We start from the raw sequence: 22,405 nt of genomic DNA, 5'->3' as shown, positions 1-22,405 counted from the left end.
TTGAGCTCGCGTTCTCGAGTGCCGTTGCGGCTGTCCGTGCGTTCTTCTGACCGTTCGTAAGGCTCAGCCTTGAGTTGAGCAGTGGATTCCGCCATCAGAATACTATTGAGACTTTTACGCAGCAGTTCGCGAAATGCCTGATCGTGATCCTTTGAAAGAAGTTGTAGAATTTCCTCTTGATTTAAGGTAATATTTAATTGAGCCATTTGTTTGTCCTCCTAGTATTATTTTGTTAGGTGATTTAATTATACCTGGGAGACGAGCACTTGGCTCTCTTTTTTTATCAATTTACACCATTATACGGGCATAACCCCTCAAAAAGACTTTAACATACAATTGAAGAATTTAACAACAAAAACTGGCATCGTTTTTGATTTTCAGCGGCAAGATGTTATACAATATTCTTATATGTAATTTAGACGGGGTGACTTATTAAGTGAAGAAAGCAAAGAGTTTATTAATCTTTTTGGGCGTGGTTTTGTTGGTTTCCGTCGGTGCTTTTTCGTTATTGAAATGCACGGTTTCAACTCAAAACGAAGTGGATTTGGAAAAATCGGATACCGCCAAGGCAGCAAGTTCCAGAAAAGTTCCGAAACAAGACATTTCGTTGGTGGGATTGGGCGATTCCTTGACTCATGGGGTTGGCGATCCTGAAAATAAGGGCGGGTACGTCCACATGATCAAGCAAAAGCTGAACAAGGAGCACAACGTTTCGGTCACGACCAATAACTTTGGCAAAACGGGCGACAGAAGCGATCAGATTGAAAAGCGTGTCGAAACCAGCAAGAAGCTTCAAGACGCCTTGGAAGATGCAGACGTGATTACGATGACGGTCGGCGGAAACGATCTGATGCAGGTCATGCAAAACAACTTTATGGCACTTGCTGCAAACAAGCTTGACAAGGTGATGCCAAAAGAAGAAGAGAAGTATGATGCAAAACTTTCATCCTTGTTTACGGCAGTCAGAAAATACAACAGCAAGGCACCGATTTTTTTAATCAGCGTGTACAATCCGTTTTACGTATATTTTCCAAACTTGACCCCAATGCAGGAATATACTAAAGAATGGAATAAAATTGCTGAATCTCATGCTGAAAAGGATGATAAAATGGAGTTCGTCGATGTTTGCGATCAGTTGTCCGAAGGCCAATATTATGGTCATTCAAAGAAGAAACTGAAACAGGAGGCAAATTCTGATCTGGCTGAACTTTCAAATCAAAAACTTGAAACCGCATTGAACGACAAATCAGAAAAGAATGACTATCTGTCTGATGCTGACCATTTTCATCCCAATAAAAAAGGCTACAGATATATGACATCGAGGCTTTACGAAGTGATGGAAAAACATGAAGATCTGTGGCTTAAGAAAGGAAATGAATGATTTTGACGGAACACAAAAGAAAAACCGTTAAGCTGACGAAGCCTGCCAATCCGTGGAAATGGGCGTTTGCCATTTTGCTGGGATTGGTAATTGCATTTTTTATGTTTATCTTTGTCAAAGTTACGACTCCAAGCGTTGATCAGAACAAAATCGTTGAAAAAACGGAAGCCTCGGCCGACAAGTATGCTGATTTGTCGGTCAGCATGAACAAGGACCAGCTTGAAGCGGCAATCAATTATTATTTGAAACAAAATCAAACCAAAGATTCGATCAGGTATCGTTTTTTACTCGACAAGTCCGCGATTTTAATGGGAACGACCAAAATTTTGGGAGCCAATGTTTCTTTTACGCTTTATACGAAACCTGTGCTTGACTCTGACGGAAACATCGTTTTGAATGCCAAATCGGTTGCAATCGGTTCTTTGAACGCACCGCCAAGCTTTGTTTTGGGATACGTCAAAAACAACTACGATCTTGGACGTTGGGCCAAAATTGATTCAAAAAGATCAAAAATCATGCTTGACTTGAATCAATTGACGAAAAAGCAAGGCATCAAAGTTCGCGGACAAAGTTTGAATCTTCAAACCGACGATATCAGATTCAACGTGTCGATTCCGCTTGACAAGTAGGTGGCATGATGGTTAAAGGTACGATGACTTTTTATGCATTTTTAATGACGCTGCGCAATCCGGACGAAAACACTGAGATGGCAACTTTTGCGAATGCGGCATTTTATGATTTGGCTTTCCCGAAGCAATCCATCGACCATGATGAAATCTCTGACTACTTGGAACTTGAAGCAGGCTACGTGTCTTCAATGACGGTTTTTGATGATGCGTGGCAGCTGTATTTGGACAAAAACGCATAAGCAGATGGAAGGAAAAAATAGTGACAAAAAAAGCAAGCAGTTCTTTTAAAGAAAAGCTTTTCAAAAAACGGTTAGGCTTTATTGGAATTTTTGTATCAATCGTTGTCTCTCTTCTCGTGGGAGGCGGTTCCGTTTATTATTTTATGAACAAACAGGTCAAAGAACTTGAAACCGCCAACCAGTCGTTAGGCAAAATCAGTTCGGTCTACAGTACGCTTTATTATAATTATTATAAGCAGATTTCGCAAAAGAAGCTGACGGACGGAGCAATTAACGGCATGATCAGCGCATTGGGCGATCCTTTTTCAGAATACATGTCCGAAACAGAAAGCTCCAATTTAAACGATACGATGTCGGGAAGTTTCGGAGGCATCGGGACTCAGGTCGAAAAAAGCAGCAATGCGATCAAAGTCATTGCACCGATTGCAGGTACTCCGGCTTCAAAGGCCGGAATCAAGGCCAATGATCTGATCGTTAAAATCAACGGACACCAAACATCCGACATGACGCTAAACAAGGCCGTCCAAATCATGCGCGGCAAGATTGGAACCAAGGTCACGATTACGATCAAACGAAACGGGCAGACTTTCGATAAGACTTTGGTCAGGGCAAAAATCCCAGTCAAAACCGTCACGGAAACGTTGGATTCTAAAAACAAGTCAATCGGCGTGATTGCAGTGACGACTTTCTCGCAAAACACGGCAAGGGAAATGAAACAATCAATCGTCTCGCTTCGAAAGCAAGGGGCAAAGTCTTTTGTCATCGACATGCGCAACAATCCAGGCGGCTTAATGGATCAGGCATTGAAAATGTCGTCAATGTTCGTTAAAGACGGCAAAGTTATTTTGCAGGTAGCATCACGGTCAGGCAAGCCGACGATTTATCGTGCCGGCAAGCAGTTTGACAACGGCTTTAAGGTTCACGAAAAGACGGTCGTTTTAATCAACGGTGGTTCGGCAAGCGCTGCTGAAATCTTCTCTTCAGCCTTGCGTCAGTCAGCGGGCGTCAAACTCATCGGGACGAAATCGTACGGGAAAGGCACGGTTCAAAATACGTTGCCATTTAAGGACAAAACGGAACTTAAGCTGACGATTGCAAAATGGCTGACTCCGAACGGAACTTGGATTCATCACAAGGGACTGCAACCGGATATTAAGGCAGACTATCCAAGCATAGCTTATGTTCTAGCGCCTAACGTCAATAAAGAGCTGAAATTGGACGACAGCGGCAGTTCGGTTGAGTCGTTGCAAAAGATGCTGAATTTCCTAGGATATGATGCCGGTAAAGAAAACGGCTATTTCTCAGAGAAAACTCAAAAAGCAGTCGAGGCCTATCAAAAAGAAAATAAGTTGACCGTTAACGGCAAGGCTGATACGAAGACTTTGACGACTCTTGAAACGCAGATTTCTCAAAAAATAAATCAAAACGATCCTGTGCTTGAAAAAGCAGAAGACGAATTGAAATAATTAAAGGTGAACCTGCCGATATCGGCAGGTTCGCTCTTTTTTTTTAAGCAAATCCTTGTTATGATTAAATAGTGTGAACAAATTTATGAGGAGGCGAATTCCATGAAAAAGATGCTGAACAGGTTCAACTGGAAATACTGGGTTCCGTTGGTCGGAATGGCGAGCTTGTCGGCATTGTTTTTTAGGACTTTCGTTCTCACTCCGGTTGAAGTTGTCGGCAACTCGATGGAACCTGCTTTGCATGACGGAAATGAGGTGTTGGTTAGAAAATACGGCAAGGTCAAGCGTTTTGAAATCGTGATTTTTACGCTTCCCAACGGAAAAACATGCGTCAAACGCGTCATTGGACTTCCTGGAGACATGATTTCCTATAAAAACGACACCTTATACGTGAATGGAAAAGCAGTTGACGAATCGTTTCTTGATGACGTCAAGAGACAATACAATACCTATACATCCGATTTTTCTTTGAACGAGCTTATCGGCAAGAAAAGGGTTCCTAAAAATCAATATTTCGTGTTGGGAGACAACCGCAGAATCAGCAAGGATTCTCGAACAATCGGAACCATTAAAAGCGAATGGATATCAGGCCGCGTTCTGTTGAATTATTGGCCGATTACTTCATTCAAATTATTCAATTAAAGCGGAGGAAAAAATGACTGTTATTCAGTGGTATCCTGGGCATATGGCAAAAGCTTTGCGCCAGGTCAAGGAAAATTTAAATGCAGTAGATATCGTTTTGGAACTGGTTGACGCCAGATTGCCGGAATCTTCAAGAAATCCTCAATTGGAAGAATTGCTGCAAAACAAAAAAAGCATTATCGTTTTGACAAAGATGGATCTTGCAGATCCCAAACTGACGAGAGAATGGATCGCGTATTACGAGCAAAACGGACATCCGGCAATTGCCGTCAACAGCAACCAGGGCACGCTTCCCGCAATCGAAAAGAAAATCAAGGAAGTCTTAAAAGAAAAAATTGCGGCAAAAGAAGCACGCGGGATCAAGAATTCGCGCATCAAGGCGATGTGCATCGGAATTCCGAACGTCGGAAAATCAACCCTTCTCAATCGATTGGTAAAGAAAAACGTCGCAATCGTCGGCAACAAGCCCGGGGTCACCAAGGCGCAGCAATGGCTGAAAGCCGGTTCAAGCCTGTTGCTGCTTGATACTCCGGGAATTTTGTGGCCAAAATTTGAAGATCCGATCGTTGGCAAAAAGCTTGCCTTGACTGGTGCTGTCAAAGATACGCTTTATGCCAAAGACGACGTTGCATTATACGAATTGGAATATTTCGTCGACAACCATCCTCAAGCATTGACGGAGCGCTATAAACTGGATGAATCGGATCTGGATCAGCCGACCGTCGAACTATTGCTTTCAATTACCAGGAAAATGGGCTTCAAAGAAGATTATGATCGTGCAAGCGAGCGTTTGATCTTTGAATGCCGCAAGGGAAAACTCGGACGTTTCACGTTGGATGCCGTTCCCAAAGATCCTGCCAAAGTTTAGGGGTTGAGGCATGGAAAAAAAGATGACGATCGCACAGGCGAAAAGGCTTCTTGAAGAAGACCCGACACCGGAATTATTGGAGACGTTCAGAAAAGACGGGCGCAAAGGAATTCAAAAGCTTCTTTTGTCGTATGACAAAAGAATTCAAAAGAAATTACAAAAGCAGGCCGAGTTTGAAAACAGACTCAAACTTGAGCGTGCTTATTGGAATTTTGGCATTGAAAACGTCGGAGGAATCGATGAAGTCGGTCGCGGACCATTGGCAGGGCCCGTTATCGCTTGTTGCGTAATTTTGCCGCACGATTTTGATTTGATTGACGTCAACGATTCCAAACAGCTGACTGCGGAAAAAAGGGAAAAGCTTTACGGATTGATTTTGGAACGCGCAATTGATGTCGGAATCGGCTGTGTTGACAATCGGATGATCGACAGAATCAACATTTATGAAGCAGCACGAGTTGCGATGAAACAAGCCGTCGAGTCATTGCGCATCAAACCCGAGCAGCTTCTAATCGATGCAATGCAGATTGAAACCGACATCCCTCAAAAAAAACTTATCAAAGGAGATGCCAAATCTGCCTCTATTTCAGCCGCAAGCATTGTTGCCAAGGTAAATCGAGATCATTTGATGCAGTTTTATGACAGAATTTATCCAGGATATGGTTTTTCCAAAAATGACGGATACGGAACCAAGGAACATTTGGCAGGATTAGAAAAGCTGGGACCGTGTCCGATTCACAGAATGACTTTTGAACCGATCAAATCAAAATATTTTAAATAGCTCGGCTGCTTTTTTGCGCCTTTATTAGTATATAAAGAGTAAAAAAGGCAGGTTTGCGTTATGAATAAAAGAGAATTTTTAATCAAGCTGAGCGTCATGGGAGTTCCTTATTCAATCCAGCTTTCAATCGCTGAATTTATCGAACGAAACGACAGAATTCCAAACTTTTCCGAAACGGACAGATTCATTGAAGGAAAATCGTTTGAACTTGAAAGAATTTTTCAAAAAGCATTCAGTCCCGAGGTTGAACGAGCATATCGAAAAAACGTTGAATATGCGGGAGTCGCAACGATCATCGATCGTAATTATCCTAAAGCCTTAAAGGAAATCTATCATCCCCCGGTCGTGCTTTACTTTCAGGGAGATTTCGAATTGACGAACGAGCCGGCTTTAGGAGTAGTAGGGTCAAGGGTTCATTCACCGTATGCAGAAGACAGTTTGAAGCTGCTTTTGCCGGACGTCATCAATCAGGGAATCGTCATCGTCAGCGGGCTTGCAAAGGGCACTGACAGCATCGTGCACCAAATGACGATGAACTATTGTGGCAAAACGATTGCCGTCATCGGAACGGGACTCGACGTTGTTTATCCAAGGGGCAACGTGATGCTTCAAAACGAAGTGGCTGCCAAGGGGCTTTTGCTGACGGAATATCCGCTTGGATCGCAGCCCCTGAAATTTCATTTTCCGCAACGGAATCGCATCATTGCCGGGCTTGTTCAAACTATTTTGGTCGTTGAGGCAAGACACAGGAGCGGAACGCTCATTACCGCAAACGTTGCTTTGCAAGAAAATCGCAACGTTTTGGCAATTCCCGGAAAAATTACCGAATCTTTGTCGCAAGGAACGAACGAATTGATTGCGGCCGGTGCAAAACCTGCATTGTGTTCGGAAGATATTATTGAAGAATTTTCAAATTTCTTGACAAATCACATTAAATTACCTTAACATTGGTATCGAAATTTTATTTAAGATGTTAAATAAAATGCTTGAACGGATATCAGCGTAATAGAAAAGCAAAAGGAGTTGGGTTCATGCCAACTAAGGATGGTAGCACTAAAGCAAAACCAAAAAAGAAAACAACCAGAAGGACTCCCAAAAAGAGCCTTGTAATCGTGGAATCGCCTTCAAAGGCTAAAACGATCGAGAAGTATCTCGGCAATCGTTATAAAGTAATGGCGAGTTTAGGGCACATTCGCGATCTTCCCAAAAGCAAGATGGGAATTGACGTTGAAAACAATTACGAGCCTCACTATATTTCAATTCGGGGCAAAGGCGACGTGATCAAAGAATTGCGCAAAGAGGCCAAGAAAGCCGATCACGTCTATCTTGCAGCCGATCCGGACCGCGAAGGAGAAGCAATTGCATGGCATCTTTCCTATTTGTTGGGACTGGATCCAAAGGACAAGAATCGCGTCGTATTTAATGAAATTACGAAAGATGCGGTTAAAAATGCCTTCAAGACTCCGCGTGCAATCGATATGAATCTGGTTGATGCTCAACAGGCTCGGCGGGCGCTCGATCGTTTGGTGGGTTATTCGATTTCTCCGCTTCTATGGTCAAAAATCAAAAAGGGTCTTTCTGCGGGACGCGTGCAGTCAATCGCTTTGAACTTGATTATTAAGCGCGAAAAAGAAATCAGAAATTTCAATCCTGAAGAATATTGGACGATCGATGCCGAATTCAAAAAAGGCCGCTCAAAATTTGAGGGTTCTTTTTACGGCATTGACGGCAAAAAGACTGCTTTGCAGAATAACGATGCCGTCAAATCCGTCATGGAACGCATCGATACGAAAAAGCCGTTCACGGTGGCCAACGTTGAAAAGAAAGAACGCAAGCGACAACCTCCGCTTCCGTTTACGACATCAACGATGCAGCAGGTCGCAAACAACAATTTGAAATTCAGAACTCAAAAGACGATGATGGTTGCTCAGCAGCTTTATGAAGGCATCAGCATCGGTCGTAGCGGCACCGTTGGCTTGATTACCTACATGCGTACTGATTCGACGCGTATTTCTGAAGTTGCCAAGCATGAAGCATCGGAGTTTATTCATTCTGAGTACGGTGAAAATTATGCCGCAATCAAACCGCGTCAAGGCAAGCTTGCTGAAGGAGCTCAGGATGCGCACGAAGCAATCCGACCGTCTTCAGTTTTGAGAACGCCAAAATCGCTTGAAAAATACCTTGACAAGGATCAAATGAAACTTTATTCGCTGATCTGGTCACGCTTTGTTGCCAGTCAGATGACGCCTGCCGTTATTGATACGATGCGCGTTGATCTTGAGCAAAATGGTGTTTCATATCGTTCAACCGGTTCAAAGCTTAAATTTGACGGATTTACGAAGGTTTATGCTGATTCAAAGCATAAGGACAATATGTTGCCGGATTTGGAAAACGGTGATGAGGTCATCATGAGCAGGAATCAGCCAAATCAGCATTTCACTTTGCCACCGGCACGCTTTACGGAAGCAGCTTTGATCAAAACGCTCGAAGAAAACGGCGTTGGTCGTCCTTCAACGTATGCACCGACTTTGAATACGATTCAGAAGCGCTACTACGTCAAATTGGCTGCGAGAAAATTTGAACCAACTGAGCTGGGGGAAATTGTCGACAATATGATCGGCAAATGTTTCCCTGATATCCTCAACGTCAAATTTACTGCTAAGTTGGAAGATCAGCTGGATGAAATTGAAGAAGGAAAACAGGAATGGGTCAAAGTTGTTGATGAATTCTACAAGCCTTTTTCAACTGAAGTCAAGACTGCTGAAGAAAAAATGGCGAAAGTCAAAATAAAAGATGAGCCTGCAGGCTTTGACTGCGAAATTTGCGGGGCTCCGATGGTCATCAAAATGGGAAGATTCGGCAAGTTTTACGCCTGCAGTCGCTTTCCTGACTGTCGCAACACCAAGGCCATCGTTAAACAAATCGGCGTTAAATGTCCGCAATGCAAGCGCGGTGAAATTATTGAGCGCAAATCAAAGAAGAACAGGCTTTTCTATGGCTGCAACAGGTATCCTGAATGTGACTTCATTTCATGGGATAAGCCGATTGCAAGAGATTGTCCTAAATGCGGGCATTTCTTGATTGAAAAGAAAACAAAACAAGGGATGCAGGTCAAGTGTCCAAATAACGATTATGAAGAAGCTATTCAAAAATAGCCAAATGGAGGATTTTAATGGAAAAATGCGTTAACGTGGTCGGAGCAGGACTTGCCGGAAGCGAGGCAGCTTGGCAGCTGGCTAAAAGGGGCATCAAAGTAAGACTTTACGAGATGCGACCGAAAAAGAACACACCGGCTCATCATACGGGAAATTTTGCAGAACTTGTCTGTACAAATTCTTTGCGGGCCAACCAATTGACTAACGGAGCAGGACTTTTGAAAGAAGAAATGCGACAGCTTGATTCTTTGATAATGAAAGCCGCTGATGAAAACAGCGTTCCTGCCGGTGGGGCTTTGGCAGTTGATCGTGATGCTTTTTCCGGCGAAATCACAAAAACGCTGCATGAAAATGAAAATATTACGGTCATCGAAGAAGAACTCAAGGAATTGCCGCAGGGGTTGACGGTCATTGCGACAGGTCCGTTGACTTCAGACTCGCTTGCAGATTCAATCAAAGAGTTCATGGGTGATGAAGGACTTTATTTCTATGATGCGGCCGCACCGATCGTTGAAAAGGCTTCGCTTGACATGGACAAGGTTTATCTCAAATCACGTTATGATCGCGGGGATGCTGCTTACCTCAACTGTCCGATGACGGAAGAAGAATTCGAAAATTTCTACAATGAACTGATTAATGCTGAAACTGCCGAACTGCATGCCTTTGAAAACGAAAGATTCTTTGAAGGATGCATGCCGATTGAACAGATGGCGTCACGCGGCAAGAAAACGATGCTGTTTGGCCCGCTGAAACCTGTCGGATTGGAAGATCCCAGAACCGGCAAAGAGCCTTATGCGGTAGTTCAATTGCGCCAAGATAATGCCGTTGGTGATTTGTATAACATTGTCGGTTTTCAGACTCATCTCAAATGGGGAGAACAAAAGCGCGTCTTTTCAATGATTCCCGGTTTGGAAAATGCACAGTTCGTTCGCTACGGCGTCATGCACAGAAACACTTATCTTCGTTCGCCTGAATTCTTAAAAGACACCTACCAGACGAAGAAACGCTCAGATTTGCTTTTTGCAGGTCAGATGACTGGCGTCGAAGGTTATGTCGAAAGCGCTGCAAGCGGGCTTTATGCCGGAATCAATGCCGCTCGGTTGATTGAAGACAAAGATCCGTTGGTTTTCCCAGTTGAGACGATGATGGGGGCAATGGCTCATTATATTACGCATGCAAGTGCCAAAAACTTCCAACCGATCAATGCCAACTTTGGAATCGTGCCGCGTCTTTCGCAAAAAATTCGCGACAAGCGCGAAAGAAATCTGGCGTTATCCAAACGAGCTTTGGATATTCTTGACAAGTACAAATTGGAAAACGAATTATAAAACAAAAAGGGGACTTGCCAAATAGGCAACTCTCCTTTTTGTTTTTTAAAATTCAGCTTTAACTGCATTTTTGACCAGGAAACTGATGTCTAACGGTTCGACTTCATTGGTCAGCTCTCCCATTGACAGGAAATCAGCACCGCATCCTTTGAAACTTGCAATAGTCGAAAAGCTGATTCCGCCGGAAGCTTCGATTTTAACGTGGGCAGGAACTATTTCTTTCCATTTTCGTATTGTTTGCGGCAACTGGTTGTCAAACATGATCACGTCAACATTGGCATCGATTGCTTCTTTTAATTCGTCAATCGTTTCAATTTCGACTTCGATCGGAGTCAACGGACCAATATGTTTTCTGATGTTTTCAACGCAATTTTTGATACTGCCGGCAAGCGCAATATGATTGTCCTTTAACATGAGCGCACCGGTCAGATCAAAGCGATGGTTGTGACCCCCGCCGATCATTACGGCGTACTTGTCAAACATTCTCAGGCCGAGAGTCGTTTTTCTGGTATCACAAAGCTTGATTGAATCATCGTCTAAAAGATCGATAGCCTTTTTGGTTTTCGTGGCGATTCCGCTCATATGCTGCATCATATTCAATGAAACGCGTTCACCGGCTAAAAGAGTTTTGGCGTTTCCGACAGCTTTTCCCATCACCGTGCCTTTTTTTATGAAATCACCATCCTTGACGCAAGGGCTGTAAACGGCATCACCGCCAAGAAGTTCGTAGACCATTCCCGGAATTTCTTGGCCGCACGCGATTCCGTCTTCTTTGGCAATGAACGATCCGGCCGTTTCACCGTCTGGAAGGTAAGCGGTGCTTAGATCGCCAAAACCTAAGTCTTCTTTCAGAAATTCAGCTAATTTTTCTTTTGCAAGCAGTTTATTCAGCATGATTTTGTCCGTCCTTTGAAAGGTTTTCGTCAGGCAATGCCAAAACGGCAATCGCACCGACGATCAATGAAACCATGAAGAGAATAAAAATCGAATTGATTGAAATTCCCTTGTCCATCAAGAATCCGACCAAAAGCGGTCCGACAACGGCACCGAAACGTCCCATGCCTTCCGCAAGTCCGGTCATCGTGCCGCGCGTTTTCACGTGGTAAAGGCTTGGAGTCAAAGCGATGATTGCACCGTAAGCACCAAGGTTGAAGAATGACAGAACGCAGCCGGCGATGATCGTTGCGGAAACGGACACTGCATTTCCAAACATCACGGCTCCCAAAGCGGTCCCAAGCATATAAACTGAAAAGATATAACGCAACCGGACGTGTTTTGTCAGCCATGCCGCGCCAAAATAGCCGGGAAGCTGCGCAACAACCATCAATGTCGTGTATCCGAAGCTTGAAACAAAGCTGTTTCCTTTTGAAACAAGAATGCTTGGCAGCCACATGAACATGCCATAGTAGGAAAACATGACCATGAACCATGCCGTCCAAAGCAATGGCGTACGCCACGTAAAGGCCTGTTTCAAGGAATTGAAATCAAATTTTTCCTTCGTATTTTGCTTAACGTCATCGCTGTCCGAGACGTGTTTTCTGATTGCGACTACGAAAAATCCAGAGCAGGCAGTCACGATCAAAAGCCCGCGCCAGCCTAAAAGTCCGCTCAAAGCATATGACAAAAAGGCTGCGACAAGCCAGCCGACGGCCCAGAAACTGTCTGCCAAAATCAGCATCATTGAGCGTTTTTTGCCGCTGTACAGTTCCGCTATATAGGTTGCGGCTACCGGAAGTTCGCCACCAAGTCCGGCACCGACGATAAAGCGAACGATCAAAAAGGGCAAGAATCCTTGGGTGAAGGCCAAAACGACGTTTCCGAGCGAAAAAAGCAGCAAAGAAGCAATCAGCGTTTTTTGCCGACCAACCTTATCAGCCAAGTGACCGAATAAAAAGCCGCCAGCAATCATTCCGATTGAACTGACAGAACTCACCAGTCCCGTTTGGGATTGCGTAAGCAGCCATTCCTTTCTGATCAGCGGCATGACGAACGAAAGCAGGCCGACGTCCAAGGCATCAAAGGCCCAGGCCGTTCCGATGATCAGGAAAGTTGAAAAGGGATTGAGATTGCTTTTGTTTTGTGTATAATCCATGATAATTAATTCACCTCATAAGCTTTTGTACTCCGTTTAAGTATCAAATACTTTAATATGTCTGAAAATAAATGTATTTTAGACTTTTATCTGCGCAAATAAAAAAGTCGTTAATACTTAAAAACAATGATAGAACAAAATATTTGAATTTTCAAGCGAAAATTCAAATTTGCTTAAGACTTGGCACAAAGCATCGCTTGACCTTGACTTAATATGCTTTGTGAAGGAAAATGAAATGAGGGGGTGTCAGCCTTGGAAAAAGAATGGCTTGAACAATTTAAGCAATATCTCAAAGTTGAGCGACAGTACTCCGAGGCAACGATTACCTCGTATTTTGAGGATTTGAACGAGTTTTGCCGTTTCCTTGATGAAAGCGGCGGTTTGAAATCGTTCAAGGACATCAATAATATCGATGTCCATGCGTATATGAGCTGGCTTTATGACAGAGAACTCAAGACGACGACCGTTTCGCGCAAGATTTCAAGTTTGCGGGCCTTTTACCGTTTTCTTGTCAGAAACGATAAAGCCGATCAGGATCCTTTTGCATACGTTTCTTTGAGACGACATCCGAGACGACTGCCGCATTTTTTTTACGAAAAAGAAATGAATGCGCTGTTTCAAGCCGTTTGCGGGGACGATCCTTTGACCGTTCGTGACAATGCATTGCTTGAGAACTTGTATTCAACGGGAATGCGCGTCAGCGAATGCGTCGGTTTGAAGATGCAGGATATTGATTTTCCGATGCGTTCGATTCTGGTTCACGGGAAAGGCAAAAAGGATCGCTATGTTCAGTTTGGAAGCTATCTCGATAATGCGTTGAAGGCTTACTTTGAAAAAATGCGCACGCCGGTCATGGAAAAATATCAAAAGGAACATGACTTTGTTTTCGTAAACCATTACGGCGATCAGCTGACGCCTGCCGGGGTCAGCTACATTTTGAACAAAATTGTTGAAAAAAGCAGTTTGACAACGACGATTCATCCGCATGAGCTCAGGCATACGTTTGCGACGCACATGCTTGCGAACGGGGCTGATCTTCGTTCGGTTCAGGAGCTTTTGGGACACAGCAGCATTTCAACGACTCAAATATACACGCACGTTACGCCTGAACATCTTAAGCGGGACTACCGAAAATTTTTTCCGCGTGCATAAAATTACATTTTTGTTGGAGGAATTAGAATGGCAATTTCATTTCATGCTACAACGATTTGTGCGGTTCGCCACAATGGCAAGACGGCCATGGCAGGCGACGGACAAGTTACGATGGGCGAAAAAGTTATCATGAAAGGGACGGCCCACAAGGTTCGCAAGATTTATGACGGCAAAGTCGTCGTCGGCTTTGCCGGATCCGTGGCTGATGCTTTCAATTTGGAAGACCGTTTTGAGAAAAAACTCAATCAATACAGCGGCAATCTGCAAAGGGCAGCGGTTGAACTGGCGCAAGAATGGCGCAGCGATCAAGCATTGCAGAAACTGGAGGCATTGCTGATCGTGATGGATGCCAAGAATCTGCTGCTTGTTTCCGGATCGGGCGAAGTAATCGAACCCGACGACGACGTTTTGGCAATCGGGTCGGGCGGAAACTACGCTTTGGCCGCTGCAAAAGCCATGACGAAATATGCTGATGGCATGTCGGCAGCCGAAATTGCCAAGGCCGCAATCGGAATTGCCGGCGACATTGATATTTTCACGAATCACAATATTATTTGCGAAGAACTTTAAGGAGGGACTGGATTTGACAGGACATGAAAAAACTCCAAAAGAAATCGTAGCCGAACTCGACAAGTACGTCGTTGGACAAGCAAAAGCCAAAAAGGCCGTCGCAATCGCTTTACGCAACCGCTACCGTAGGATGCAGCTTTCTGAGGACATGCAGGAAGAAATCACGCCAAAAAATATGATGATGATCGGACCCACAGGCGTCGGAAAGACTGAAATAGCCAGACGTCTGGCCAAAATCGTCGATGCACCGTTTATCAAGGTCGAAGCTACAAAATTCACAGAAGTCGGCTACGTTGGTCGCGACGTCGAATCGATGGTTCGTGATCTGGTTGAAGTTTCTTACAAGATGGAAGAAGACGAAATGTTCAAAAACGTTCGTGCAGAAGCAGTCGCAAAAGCTGACAAACGGTTGGTGAAACTGCTCGTTCCTGCTCAGAAGAAACAGGAAAAAATGTCGCAGCAGCAAGCATTTTCAAAGATGATGAGCAATCTTCAAAGCGGAAATTACGCAAACCTTTTCAATCAGCAGGAAGAACCTGAAGACGTAACCGATGAGATTGCAGACAAGCGCATGTCGGTTGCCGAAAAACTTCGGCAAGGATATCTTGAAAATGAAGAAATCACGCTCCAGATGGATGAGCCAAGCTCTCCGTCCGGAGCAGCCGACGGAATGCTCGGCCAAATGGGCGTCGACCTTTCAGACGCGCTTGCCCAGATTACGCCGAAAAAAAAGATCACCAGAACGGTAACCGTTAAAGAAGCACGCGAAATTTTGGTTCGCGAAGAATCATCCAAGCTCGTCAACTCATGGGACATTGCCGATGCCGCCATCAAGCGCGCCGAAAATACCGGCATTATCTTTATCGATGAAATCGACAAGATTACTTCCAAATCAAAGCAAAACTCCGGCGAGGTTTCGCGCGAAGGAGTTCAGCGAGACATCTTGCCGATTGTCGAAGGGTCTTCAATCAAAACAAAATACGGCATGATCAAAACAGATCATATTTTATTCATTGCTTCCGGTGCGTTTGCAGAATCAAAGCCAAGCGATCTGATTGCGGAACTTCAAGGAAGATTCCCGATCAGAGTCGAGCTTGACGATTTGCAAAAAGAAGATTTCGTCAGAATCTTGACGGAACCGAGAAACGCGCTCGTCAAGCAGTATATTGCTTTGATCGGCACGGACAACGTTTCCGTAACGTTTACGAAAGAGGCAATCGAGAAAATTGCTGAGATTGCATTCAAAGTAAATCACGAAACCGAAAATATCGGTGCCAGACGTCTTCACACGATTCTTGAAAAACTGCTTGAAGATTTGCTGTTTGAAGGACCAGACATGCATATGGGCGAAATCACGATTACTGAAGCCTATGTTGAAGACAAGGTCGGCTCGATCGTTGCCGACAAGGATCTCAGCCAATATATTCTGTAGAAGGGGGATTTTGACATGACCGTCATGCTTGAAAACGAACATATCAGAGTCTGCATCAATGAACATGGTGCAGAGCTTTCGGAAATTATTTTGAAAAAAACAGGCGCAAATTATCTTTGGAGCGGGGATGCAAAATATTGGGGCAGACATGCGCCCGTGTTGTTCCCAACGGTCGGAAAATTAAAAAACGACGAATACTTCATCGACGGCAAGCGCTATTCCATGCATCAGCACGGATTTGCTCGCGACATGGACTTTGAGGTTGAAGAAAAGCAGCGGACAAGGGCTGTTTTCGTTTTAAAATCAGATTCAGAGACCAAAAAAGCCTATCCGTTCGAATTTGTTTTAAAGATCGCCTATACGTTGTTTGAAAACACCATTGAAACAGCATATACGGTCGAAAATCCCAACAGTCAGGAAATGCCTTTCGGGATCGGTGCCCATCCGGCATTTTCAACGCAGCTTCAAGTCGGTGATGAATACGATGATTACGTCGTTGAAATTACGGGGCAAAAATCACGCCGCTTTTTGCCGTTAAATGCAGAGGGGTTATTCGATTTGGATAAAGCCACAGAAAAAGACCTCTTTGAAATCAACGTCTCAAGAGAAACTTTCAGCAATGACGCAATCGTTTTTTGCAATGATGGAGCACCCGTTGAAGTGGTCTTAAAGAGCAAAAAGCATAATCATCAAGTGAAAATGACGTCGGACAATACGCTTGCTTTGGGCATTTGGTCGTGCTACCCGAAAGACGGACAGTATGTCTGCCTTGAGCCTTGGTGGAGCATTGCCGATACTGCCGATACGACGCAGGATTTCAGAAAAAAATACGGAATCAAAACGCTTGCTCCGAATGAAACGTTCAATGCTTCATTCAAGATAGCAATCAAATGAGGTTGGGGAAAACTATGCCTCAAATTGAAAAACCGGATGATTTGCAATTAACTGCAAATCATCCGGTTTTTGCGTATGCATGACGATTGCATGCTATAGCGGAGTAATAAGTCCCAAAGTTAACTGAGCTTGATTTATCAGTCGCTTCCTTTGGCAAAATAGCTGTCAGTTACGGACACACCGATGAAAATGGGCACGCTGTCCATAAACGGACTGTTTCAAAAAGGCTGATTACGGACAAAATGGTCCAAAACGGCCGTTTGTCCGGAAATCTGAGCGAGATCCCGGATAGATTGGTTGAGCAGTCCTGCTGATTGAAAAAGTAGTTTTTATGCATTGGAAATTAAAAAAGCGGACGAAGTCAGTCGCAAATTGACCGCCTTCGTTCGGCTTTTCGTTTAATTCAAAAGTAAAACTGGACTTTTCTCCCATCCTCATTTGTTTTCTTTTTGTTTTTTTCTGTAAAGCAATCCGAAATGAACCATGTTTTCCGTTCCGTTTTTGATGCGTTCGATGTTGCCCCAATGACGGAGAAAAATGAAAATCGTCAAAGCAAGAGCAACGATCGTCAAAATCGGATCGTTATAAAACAGCGAAACGACCGTAATCAGCGTAAAGCCGACCATGCTTGCAACGCTTACCATGCTTGAAACATAAAGCGTGATCAGGAAAATGACCCAGGCAATCAAAAAGAACTCCGGATTATAGACCAAAAGCACGCCGACGCTCGTCGCAACGGCTTTTCCGCCTTTGAATCCGGCAAAGATCGGAAAGACGTGGCCGATGATTGCCGAAAGACCGATCAGCAAAGCGTTGACATGCATGCCAAACATCATCGGAAGCAGAGCCGTTAAAGTTCCCTTGAACATGTCCATCACCAAAACGATGATTCCTGCCTTTTTTCCAAGCACGCGAAACGTGTTGGTCGTACCCATATTTCCGCTGCCGTAATCGCGAACGTCCTTGCCGTACATTAATTTGCCGATCCAAACGCCGGAAGGAATCGAACCGAGCAAATAGCCGATGACGCACATCGCAATGATTTTCAGAGTATTTGAATCCAACAGAAACTCCTCCTTCTAATACAGACATTATTTTAACCCCAAAGACAGTCTTTGCGCAAATTTACTTTCAATTTGGCGAATTTAAGTTCGCTGTTCCTACTTGCCAAAGCTTTTATTTTTGAGTTAGAATAAAATAGTTACAAATTTTTAGAAAGGGTCGAATTTATGGGTACTGAAAATTATAGCGATGATTCCATTCAGGTTCTGAAAGGACTTGAAGCTGTCAGAAAAAGACCGGGGATGTACATTGGTTCGACTGATGCCAAAGGGTTGCATCATTTAGTCTACGAAATCGTTGATAATGCGGTTGATGAGGCACTCTCTGGATTTGGAAAAGAAATTGACGTGACGATTCACAAAGATGATTCGATTACGGTTGTCGACAACGGTCGAGGTCTTCCCGTCGGAATTCATGCGATGGGGATTCCGACCGTTGAAGTCATTTATACGGTGCTTCATGCCGGTGGAAAATTCGGACAAGGCGGATATAAAACCTCAGGCGGACTTCACGGGGTCGGTGCTTCCGTCGTCAATGCCTTATCTGAAAAATTGACCGTAAATACCGTTCGTGACGGGATTGAATACGAAGAAGACTTTGTTGATGGCGGACATCCCGTTGGAACTTTGCGGAAAATCGGTAAAGCCAAAAAGCAAAGCGGAACGACCGTCACGTTTAAACCTGACAAAAAGATTTTCTCGACAACGCATTTTAATTATGACACGCTGGCTGAACGCTTGCGCGAATCGGCATTCCTCTTGAAAGGCGTTAAAATTATTTTGACCGATGAAAGAAACGATGAACAGGACGTCTTTTTATTTGAAAACGGGATTCAGGAATTTGTTTCCTACCTTAATGAAGAAAAAGACACGCTTGGAAACGTCATGTACTTTGAAGGCAAAAAGGACGGCATCGAAGTCGAAGTTGCCGCACAGTATAATGACGGCTATTCTGAAACGATCATGTCATTTGTCAACAACGTGCGCACAAAAGACGGCGGCACGCACGAAGTAGGAATGAAGTCCGCTTGGACCAAAGCCTTCAACGAATACGCAAGAAAGGTCGATCTGATTAAGTCAAAGGACAAAAACCTCGAAGGAAGCGACGTCAGAGAAGGTTTGTCCTGCGTGGTTTCCGTCAGAATTCCGGAAGAACTTCTTCAATTCGAAGGACAGACAAAGGGCAAGCTCGGAACGCCGGAAGCAAGAACCGCCGTTGACGGAATTGTCAATGAACAGCTTGGATACTACCTGATGGAAAACGGCGATTTTGCCAAAGAGCTCGTGCGCAAATCGCTAAAGGCAAGAGAAGCAAGAGAAGCGGCCAGAAAAGCGCGCGATGAAAGCCGAAACGGCAAGAAACGCCACAAAAAGGAGCGACTCCTTTCAGGCAAGCTGACACCGGCTCAATCAAAGAATGCCAAGAAAAACGAGCTTTTCTTAGTCGAAGGGGATTCTGCCGGCGGGTCTGCCAAACAGGGACGTGATCGCAAGTTTCAGGCAATTTTGCCGTTGCGCGGCAAGGTTTTGAACACGGAAAAGGCGAAACTTCAAGACATCGTCAAAAACGAAGAAATCAATACCATGATTTATACGATCGGTGCCGGAGTCGGGACCGAGTTCAACATCGAGGACGCAAATTATGACAAGGTCATTATCATGACCGATGCGGATACCGATGGCGCACATATTCAAACGTTGCTTTTGACGTTTTTTTATAAATACATGCGACCGATGATCAATGCCGGAAGAGTCTACATTGCGCTTCCGCCGTTGTACAAGCTTCAAAAAACAGTTAAAAAGAAGACCATCGTCAAGTATGCCTGGACCGATGCAGAACTTAAAACGGCCGAAAAAGAAATCGGAAAAGGCTTTACGCTTCAACGATTCAAAGGGTTGGGCGAGATGAACGCCGATCAGCTTTGGGAAACAACTATGAATCCTGAAACGAGAACTTTGGTCAGAATCAAAATTGAGGACGATGCATTGGCCGAAAAACGCGTTTCAACTCTGATGGGAGACCGTGTTGAGCCAAGACGAAAATGGATTGAAAAAAACGTTAAATTTACGCTTGAAGAAGACGGGAGCCTGCTTGATACTGCCGTTGCCGCATCTGCTCATGGGGATGCCTCAAGCAAAGAAGATCAAGAAATTGCACAAAAGAGTCTGTCACTGTTTGATGACGACTTGGATGAAAACATTTAGGAACGGGAGGGCTATTTTTGACGGAAGCAACACATTCAAATATTCAGGAATTATCGCTTGAAGCCGTAATGGGCGAACGTTTCGGACGCTATTCCAAATATATTATTCAGGAACGCGCCCTTCCTGACATTCGCGACGGTTTAAAGCCGGTTCAGCGCCGTATCCTGTTTGCCATGAACGAAGACGGCAACACATTTGACAAGCCGTTCAGAAAATCGGCCAAATCAGTCGGAAACGTCATGGGTAATTATCATCCGCACGGCGACAGTTCAATTTATGAAGCGATGGTTCGTTTGAGCCAATATTGGAAACTGCGTGAGCCTTTGATCGAAATGCATGGCAACAACGGTTCCATGGATGGCGATCCTCCAGCTGCCATGCGCTATACGGAAGCACGCCTGTCAGAAATTGCGGCTGAGATGCTGAAAGATATCGACAAAAAAACGGTTGAAATGGTTCCAAACTTCGATGATACCGAATTTGAACCGACCGTTTTGCCGGCACGATTTCCAAATCTGTTGGTTAACGGAGCAACGGGAATTTCTGCGGGATATGCGACGGAGATTCCGACTCACAACCTTTCCGAAACAATTCAGGCAACGATTTATCTGATGGATCATCCTGAAGCCGAGTTGGACGATCTCATGAAATTCATCAAGGGACCCGACTTCCCGACGGGCGGAATCATGCTCGGCTTGGACGGTATCAAGAAAGCTTATGAAACGGGACGCGGCAAAGCAATGCTGAGGGCCAGGACACAAATTGAAGACGTTCGCGGCGCAAAGCAGCAGATCGTAATCGAAGAAATTCCTTACGAAGTCAACAAGGCTTTGCTGGTCAAAAAAATTGACGAAATCAGGCTGCAAAAGAAAGCAGAAGGAATCGCCGAGGTCAGAGACGAAAGCGATCGCGAAGGACTTCGCATCGTCATCGAACTTAAAAAGGACGCAAACGCACAGGGCATTTTGAATTATTTGTTTAAAAATACCGATTTGCAGATTTCATACAATTTCAATATGGTTGCAATCGATCACAAATGTCCGAAACATGTCGGCTTGAAGAAAATTCTCGAATCATACCTTGAACATCAGCGCATCGTGGTGACAAAACGCACTGAATTTGACCTTAACAAGGCCAAAGAGCGCAAACATATCGTTGACGGTCTGATCAAGGCGCTGTCGATTTTGGATGACGTCATCAAGACTATCCGCGCATCAAAAAATAAAAAGGATGCAAAAGCCAACTTGGTCTCATCGTTTGATTTTACCGAAAAGCAGGCTGAGGCCATCGTTTCCCTGCAGCTTTATCGTTTGACGAATACCGACGTTACCGCATTGCAAAACGAAGCCGAGGACCTTGAACGTAAAATTGTCGAATATACCAAGATTCTAAATAACGGCAAAGAACTTGACAAAGTAATCAAAAAAGAGCTCAGGAACATTGACAAAAAATACGGAACGCCGCGCTTGACTGAAATCAGGGCTGAAATTGAGAAACTCAAAATCGACACCGAAGTCATGGTCGCTCAAGAAGACGTCATGCTGCTCGTGTCGCGCGACGGATACGTAAAACGCTCTTCGTTGCGCTCGTTCAAAGCTTCGGATGAAAGCGACAACGGCTTGAAAGAAGAAGACGTCGTCATTTTGATGAAAGTCGCCAATACTTTGGATCATTTGCTGATGTTTACCAATAAGGGAAACGTCATTTATCGACCGATTCATGACATCGTTGATTCGCGCTGGAAGGATACCGGCGAGCATTTGAGCCAAACGGTCGGTTTAAGCGATGATGAACGAGTTATCGAAGCCTTTACGTTTGACAGTCTTGAAAAAGAAGGAGCATTTGTTTTTGCCACAAAAGAAGGCATGATCAAGCAGACGCTGCTTAAAGATCTCAAACCGGGACGAACGTACAGATCGCGTGCACAGACGTTCATCAAACTTAAAACTGATACTGACGAAGTCATCATGGCCGAATTTGTTGAGAAGGAAAACGAAGATCTGCAAGTCTTTTGTACAACGCATGCCGGGTACGGACTGCGCTATTTGTTGAATGAAGTGCCAACCACGGGCGCAAGGACAAGCGGTGTCAAGTGCATGGATTTGAGAGACGACTTCCTGATCAGCGTTTCCTTGGTAAGTGAACATGATGAGGTCGCCATCGTGACCCAACGCGGAGCTTTCAAGAAGATGAAGGTCGACAAAATTCCGAAAAATTCAAGGGCCAGACGCGGTGTTCAGATTTTGCGCGAATTGAAGCGCAACCCACATCGAATCTTCTTTGCCAAGCCGGTTATCGAAACGGACAAACTGATTATCGAAACGACTGCAGGCGAAAAAATCGAACTCAGCGTTTCGGATCATCCGTCATGCGATCGCTATTCAAACGGATCGTTCGTGCTTGACACGGATTCTCAAGGTAATCCTTGTCTGGTCACGATCGTCCGTCAGGAAACTGATTCAGAAGATGAATAAATCAAAAAAGCTTGAGGCCACGTTCGTAGCTTCAAG

The 22,405-nt window shown here is 44.4% G+C and carries 20 protein-coding genes; 16 read left to right on the top strand and 4 right to left on the bottom strand.

Annotated features, from left to right (window positions below; genetic code table 11):
* Positions 1-206: transposase (locus tag BMZ95_RS01370; protein WP_191981824.1), on the bottom strand; the 206-nt coding region annotated here is incomplete at its 3' end.
* A gap of 230 nt (positions 207-436) precedes the next feature.
* Here BMZ95_RS01370 and BMZ95_RS01365 point away from each other — a divergent pair.
* The 10 genes from BMZ95_RS01365 (at position 437) to trmFO (ending at position 10,489) form a co-directional block, all read left to right on the top strand.
* The gene (locus tag BMZ95_RS01365; protein WP_046922437.1) at positions 437-1,381 is read left to right on the top strand and encodes an SGNH/GDSL hydrolase family protein; all 945 of its coding nucleotides are present in this window, start codon (positions 437-439) and stop codon (positions 1,379-1,381) included.
* Positions 1,378-2,010: a YpmS family protein gene (locus BMZ95_RS01360; protein WP_046922438.1), complete on the top strand. Its 633-nt coding sequence runs from the start codon at positions 1,378-1,380 to the stop codon at positions 2,008-2,010. Before BMZ95_RS01365 ends, BMZ95_RS01360 begins: the two co-directional genes overlap by 4 nt.
* Before the next feature lie 5 nt (positions 2,011-2,015).
* Positions 2,016-2,249 carry a YozE family protein gene (locus tag BMZ95_RS01355; protein WP_014073454.1) on the top strand — a complete coding sequence of 78 codons (234 nt, stop codon included), beginning with the start codon at positions 2,016-2,018 and terminating at the stop codon, positions 2,247-2,249.
* Between the two features lie 20 nt (positions 2,250-2,269).
* Positions 2,270-3,715, top strand: a complete 1,446-nt coding sequence (locus tag BMZ95_RS01350; protein ID WP_046922439.1) for a S41 family peptidase — start codon at positions 2,270-2,272, stop codon at positions 3,713-3,715.
* A gap of 102 nt (positions 3,716-3,817) precedes the next feature.
* On the top strand, positions 3,818-4,357 hold the full coding sequence (lepB, locus tag BMZ95_RS01345; RefSeq protein ID WP_014073452.1) for a signal peptidase I: 540 nt from the start codon (positions 3,818-3,820) through the stop codon (positions 4,355-4,357).
* A 13-nt stretch (positions 4,358-4,370) separates the two neighbouring features.
* A complete protein-coding gene (ylqF, locus tag BMZ95_RS01340; RefSeq protein ID WP_014073451.1) occupies positions 4,371-5,225 on the top strand; it encodes a ribosome biogenesis GTPase YlqF in 855 nt (284 codons plus the stop codon).
* Between the two features lie 10 nt (positions 5,226-5,235).
* Positions 5,236-6,006, top strand: a complete 771-nt coding sequence (locus tag BMZ95_RS01335; protein ID WP_003693906.1) for a ribonuclease HII — start codon at positions 5,236-5,238, stop codon at positions 6,004-6,006.
* A gap of 60 nt (positions 6,007-6,066) precedes the next feature.
* Positions 6,067-6,951: a DNA-processing protein DprA gene (gene dprA, locus BMZ95_RS01330; protein WP_014073450.1), complete on the top strand. Its 885-nt coding sequence runs from the start codon at positions 6,067-6,069 to the stop codon at positions 6,949-6,951.
* An 86-nt stretch (positions 6,952-7,037) separates the two neighbouring features.
* Positions 7,038-9,161: a type I DNA topoisomerase gene (gene topA / locus BMZ95_RS01325; RefSeq protein WP_046922440.1), complete on the top strand. Its 2,124-nt coding sequence runs from the start codon at positions 7,038-7,040 to the stop codon at positions 9,159-9,161.
* A gap of 17 nt (positions 9,162-9,178) precedes the next feature.
* On the top strand, positions 9,179-10,489 hold the full coding sequence (gene trmFO, locus BMZ95_RS01320; protein WP_014073448.1) for an FADH(2)-oxidizing methylenetetrahydrofolate--tRNA-(uracil(54)-C(5))-methyltransferase TrmFO: 1,311 nt from the start codon (positions 9,179-9,181) through the stop codon (positions 10,487-10,489).
* Positions 10,490-10,534: 45 nt separating this feature from the next.
* Here the strand turns inward: trmFO and nadC are convergent, their stop codons facing one another.
* Together nadC and BMZ95_RS01310 are read right to left on the bottom strand one after the other, a co-directional pair.
* On the bottom strand, positions 10,535-11,383 hold the full coding sequence (gene nadC / locus BMZ95_RS01315) for a carboxylating nicotinate-nucleotide diphosphorylase (protein ID WP_080927173.1): 849 nt from the start codon (positions 11,381-11,383) through the stop codon (positions 10,535-10,537).
* Entirely contained in the window at positions 11,373-12,581 is a 1,209-nt protein-coding gene (locus tag BMZ95_RS01310; RefSeq protein WP_014073447.1) for an MFS transporter, read from the bottom strand. Before BMZ95_RS01310 ends, nadC begins: the two co-directional genes overlap by 11 nt.
* Positions 12,582-12,833: 252 nt before the next feature.
* Here BMZ95_RS01310 and xerC point away from each other — a divergent pair, with 252 nt between their 5' ends.
* From xerC to BMZ95_RS01290, 4 genes are read left to right on the top strand one after another with little or no spacing between them, the layout of a single operon-like run.
* The gene (gene xerC, locus BMZ95_RS01305; protein WP_046922441.1) at positions 12,834-13,733 is read left to right on the top strand and encodes a tyrosine recombinase XerC; all 900 of its coding nucleotides are present in this window, start codon (positions 12,834-12,836) and stop codon (positions 13,731-13,733) included.
* Positions 13,734-13,760: 27 nt separating this feature from the next.
* Positions 13,761-14,303 carry an ATP-dependent protease subunit HslV gene (hslV, locus tag BMZ95_RS01300; RefSeq protein WP_003693914.1) on the top strand — a complete coding sequence of 181 codons (543 nt, stop codon included), beginning with the start codon at positions 13,761-13,763 and terminating at the stop codon, positions 14,301-14,303.
* Positions 14,304-14,316: 13 nt separating this feature from the next.
* Positions 14,317-15,735 (top strand): ATP-dependent protease ATPase subunit HslU, encoded by a 1,419-nt coding sequence (gene hslU, locus BMZ95_RS01295; RefSeq protein WP_046922442.1) that lies wholly within the window; start codon positions 14,317-14,319, stop codon positions 15,733-15,735.
* Between the two features lie 15 nt (positions 15,736-15,750).
* Positions 15,751-16,629 carry an aldose 1-epimerase family protein gene (locus BMZ95_RS01290; protein WP_046922443.1) on the top strand — a complete coding sequence of 293 codons (879 nt, stop codon included), beginning with the start codon at positions 15,751-15,753 and terminating at the stop codon, positions 16,627-16,629.
* Positions 16,630-17,063: 434 nt separating this feature from the next.
* On the opposite strand, the gene plsY is transcribed toward BMZ95_RS01290, so the two are convergent.
* Positions 17,064-17,663, bottom strand: a complete 600-nt coding sequence (gene plsY / locus BMZ95_RS01280; protein ID WP_050781488.1) for a glycerol-3-phosphate 1-O-acyltransferase PlsY — start codon at positions 17,661-17,663, stop codon at positions 17,064-17,066.
* Positions 17,664-17,858: 195 nt separating this feature from the next.
* Here plsY and parE point away from each other — a divergent pair, with 195 nt between their 5' ends.
* Complete coding sequence (gene parE, locus BMZ95_RS01275) at positions 17,859-19,895, top strand: DNA topoisomerase IV subunit B (protein ID WP_046922444.1); 2,037 nt, start codon at positions 17,859-17,861, stop codon at positions 19,893-19,895.
* Positions 19,896-19,963: 68 nt separating this feature from the next.
* Positions 19,964-22,369, top strand: a complete 2,406-nt coding sequence (gene parC / locus BMZ95_RS01270) for a DNA topoisomerase IV subunit A (RefSeq protein ID WP_046922484.1) — start codon at positions 19,964-19,966, stop codon at positions 22,367-22,369.
* The last annotated feature ends 36 nt before the right edge of the window (positions 22,370-22,405 follow it).

The organism is Ligilactobacillus ruminis DSM 20403 = NBRC 102161 (assembly GCF_900113455.1).
Taxonomy (GTDB): domain Bacteria; phylum Bacillota; class Bacilli; order Lactobacillales; family Lactobacillaceae; genus Ligilactobacillus; species Ligilactobacillus ruminis.
The sequence above is the reverse complement of the archived record's forward strand: the minus strand, read 5'-3'. Positions and strand labels throughout refer to the sequence as shown.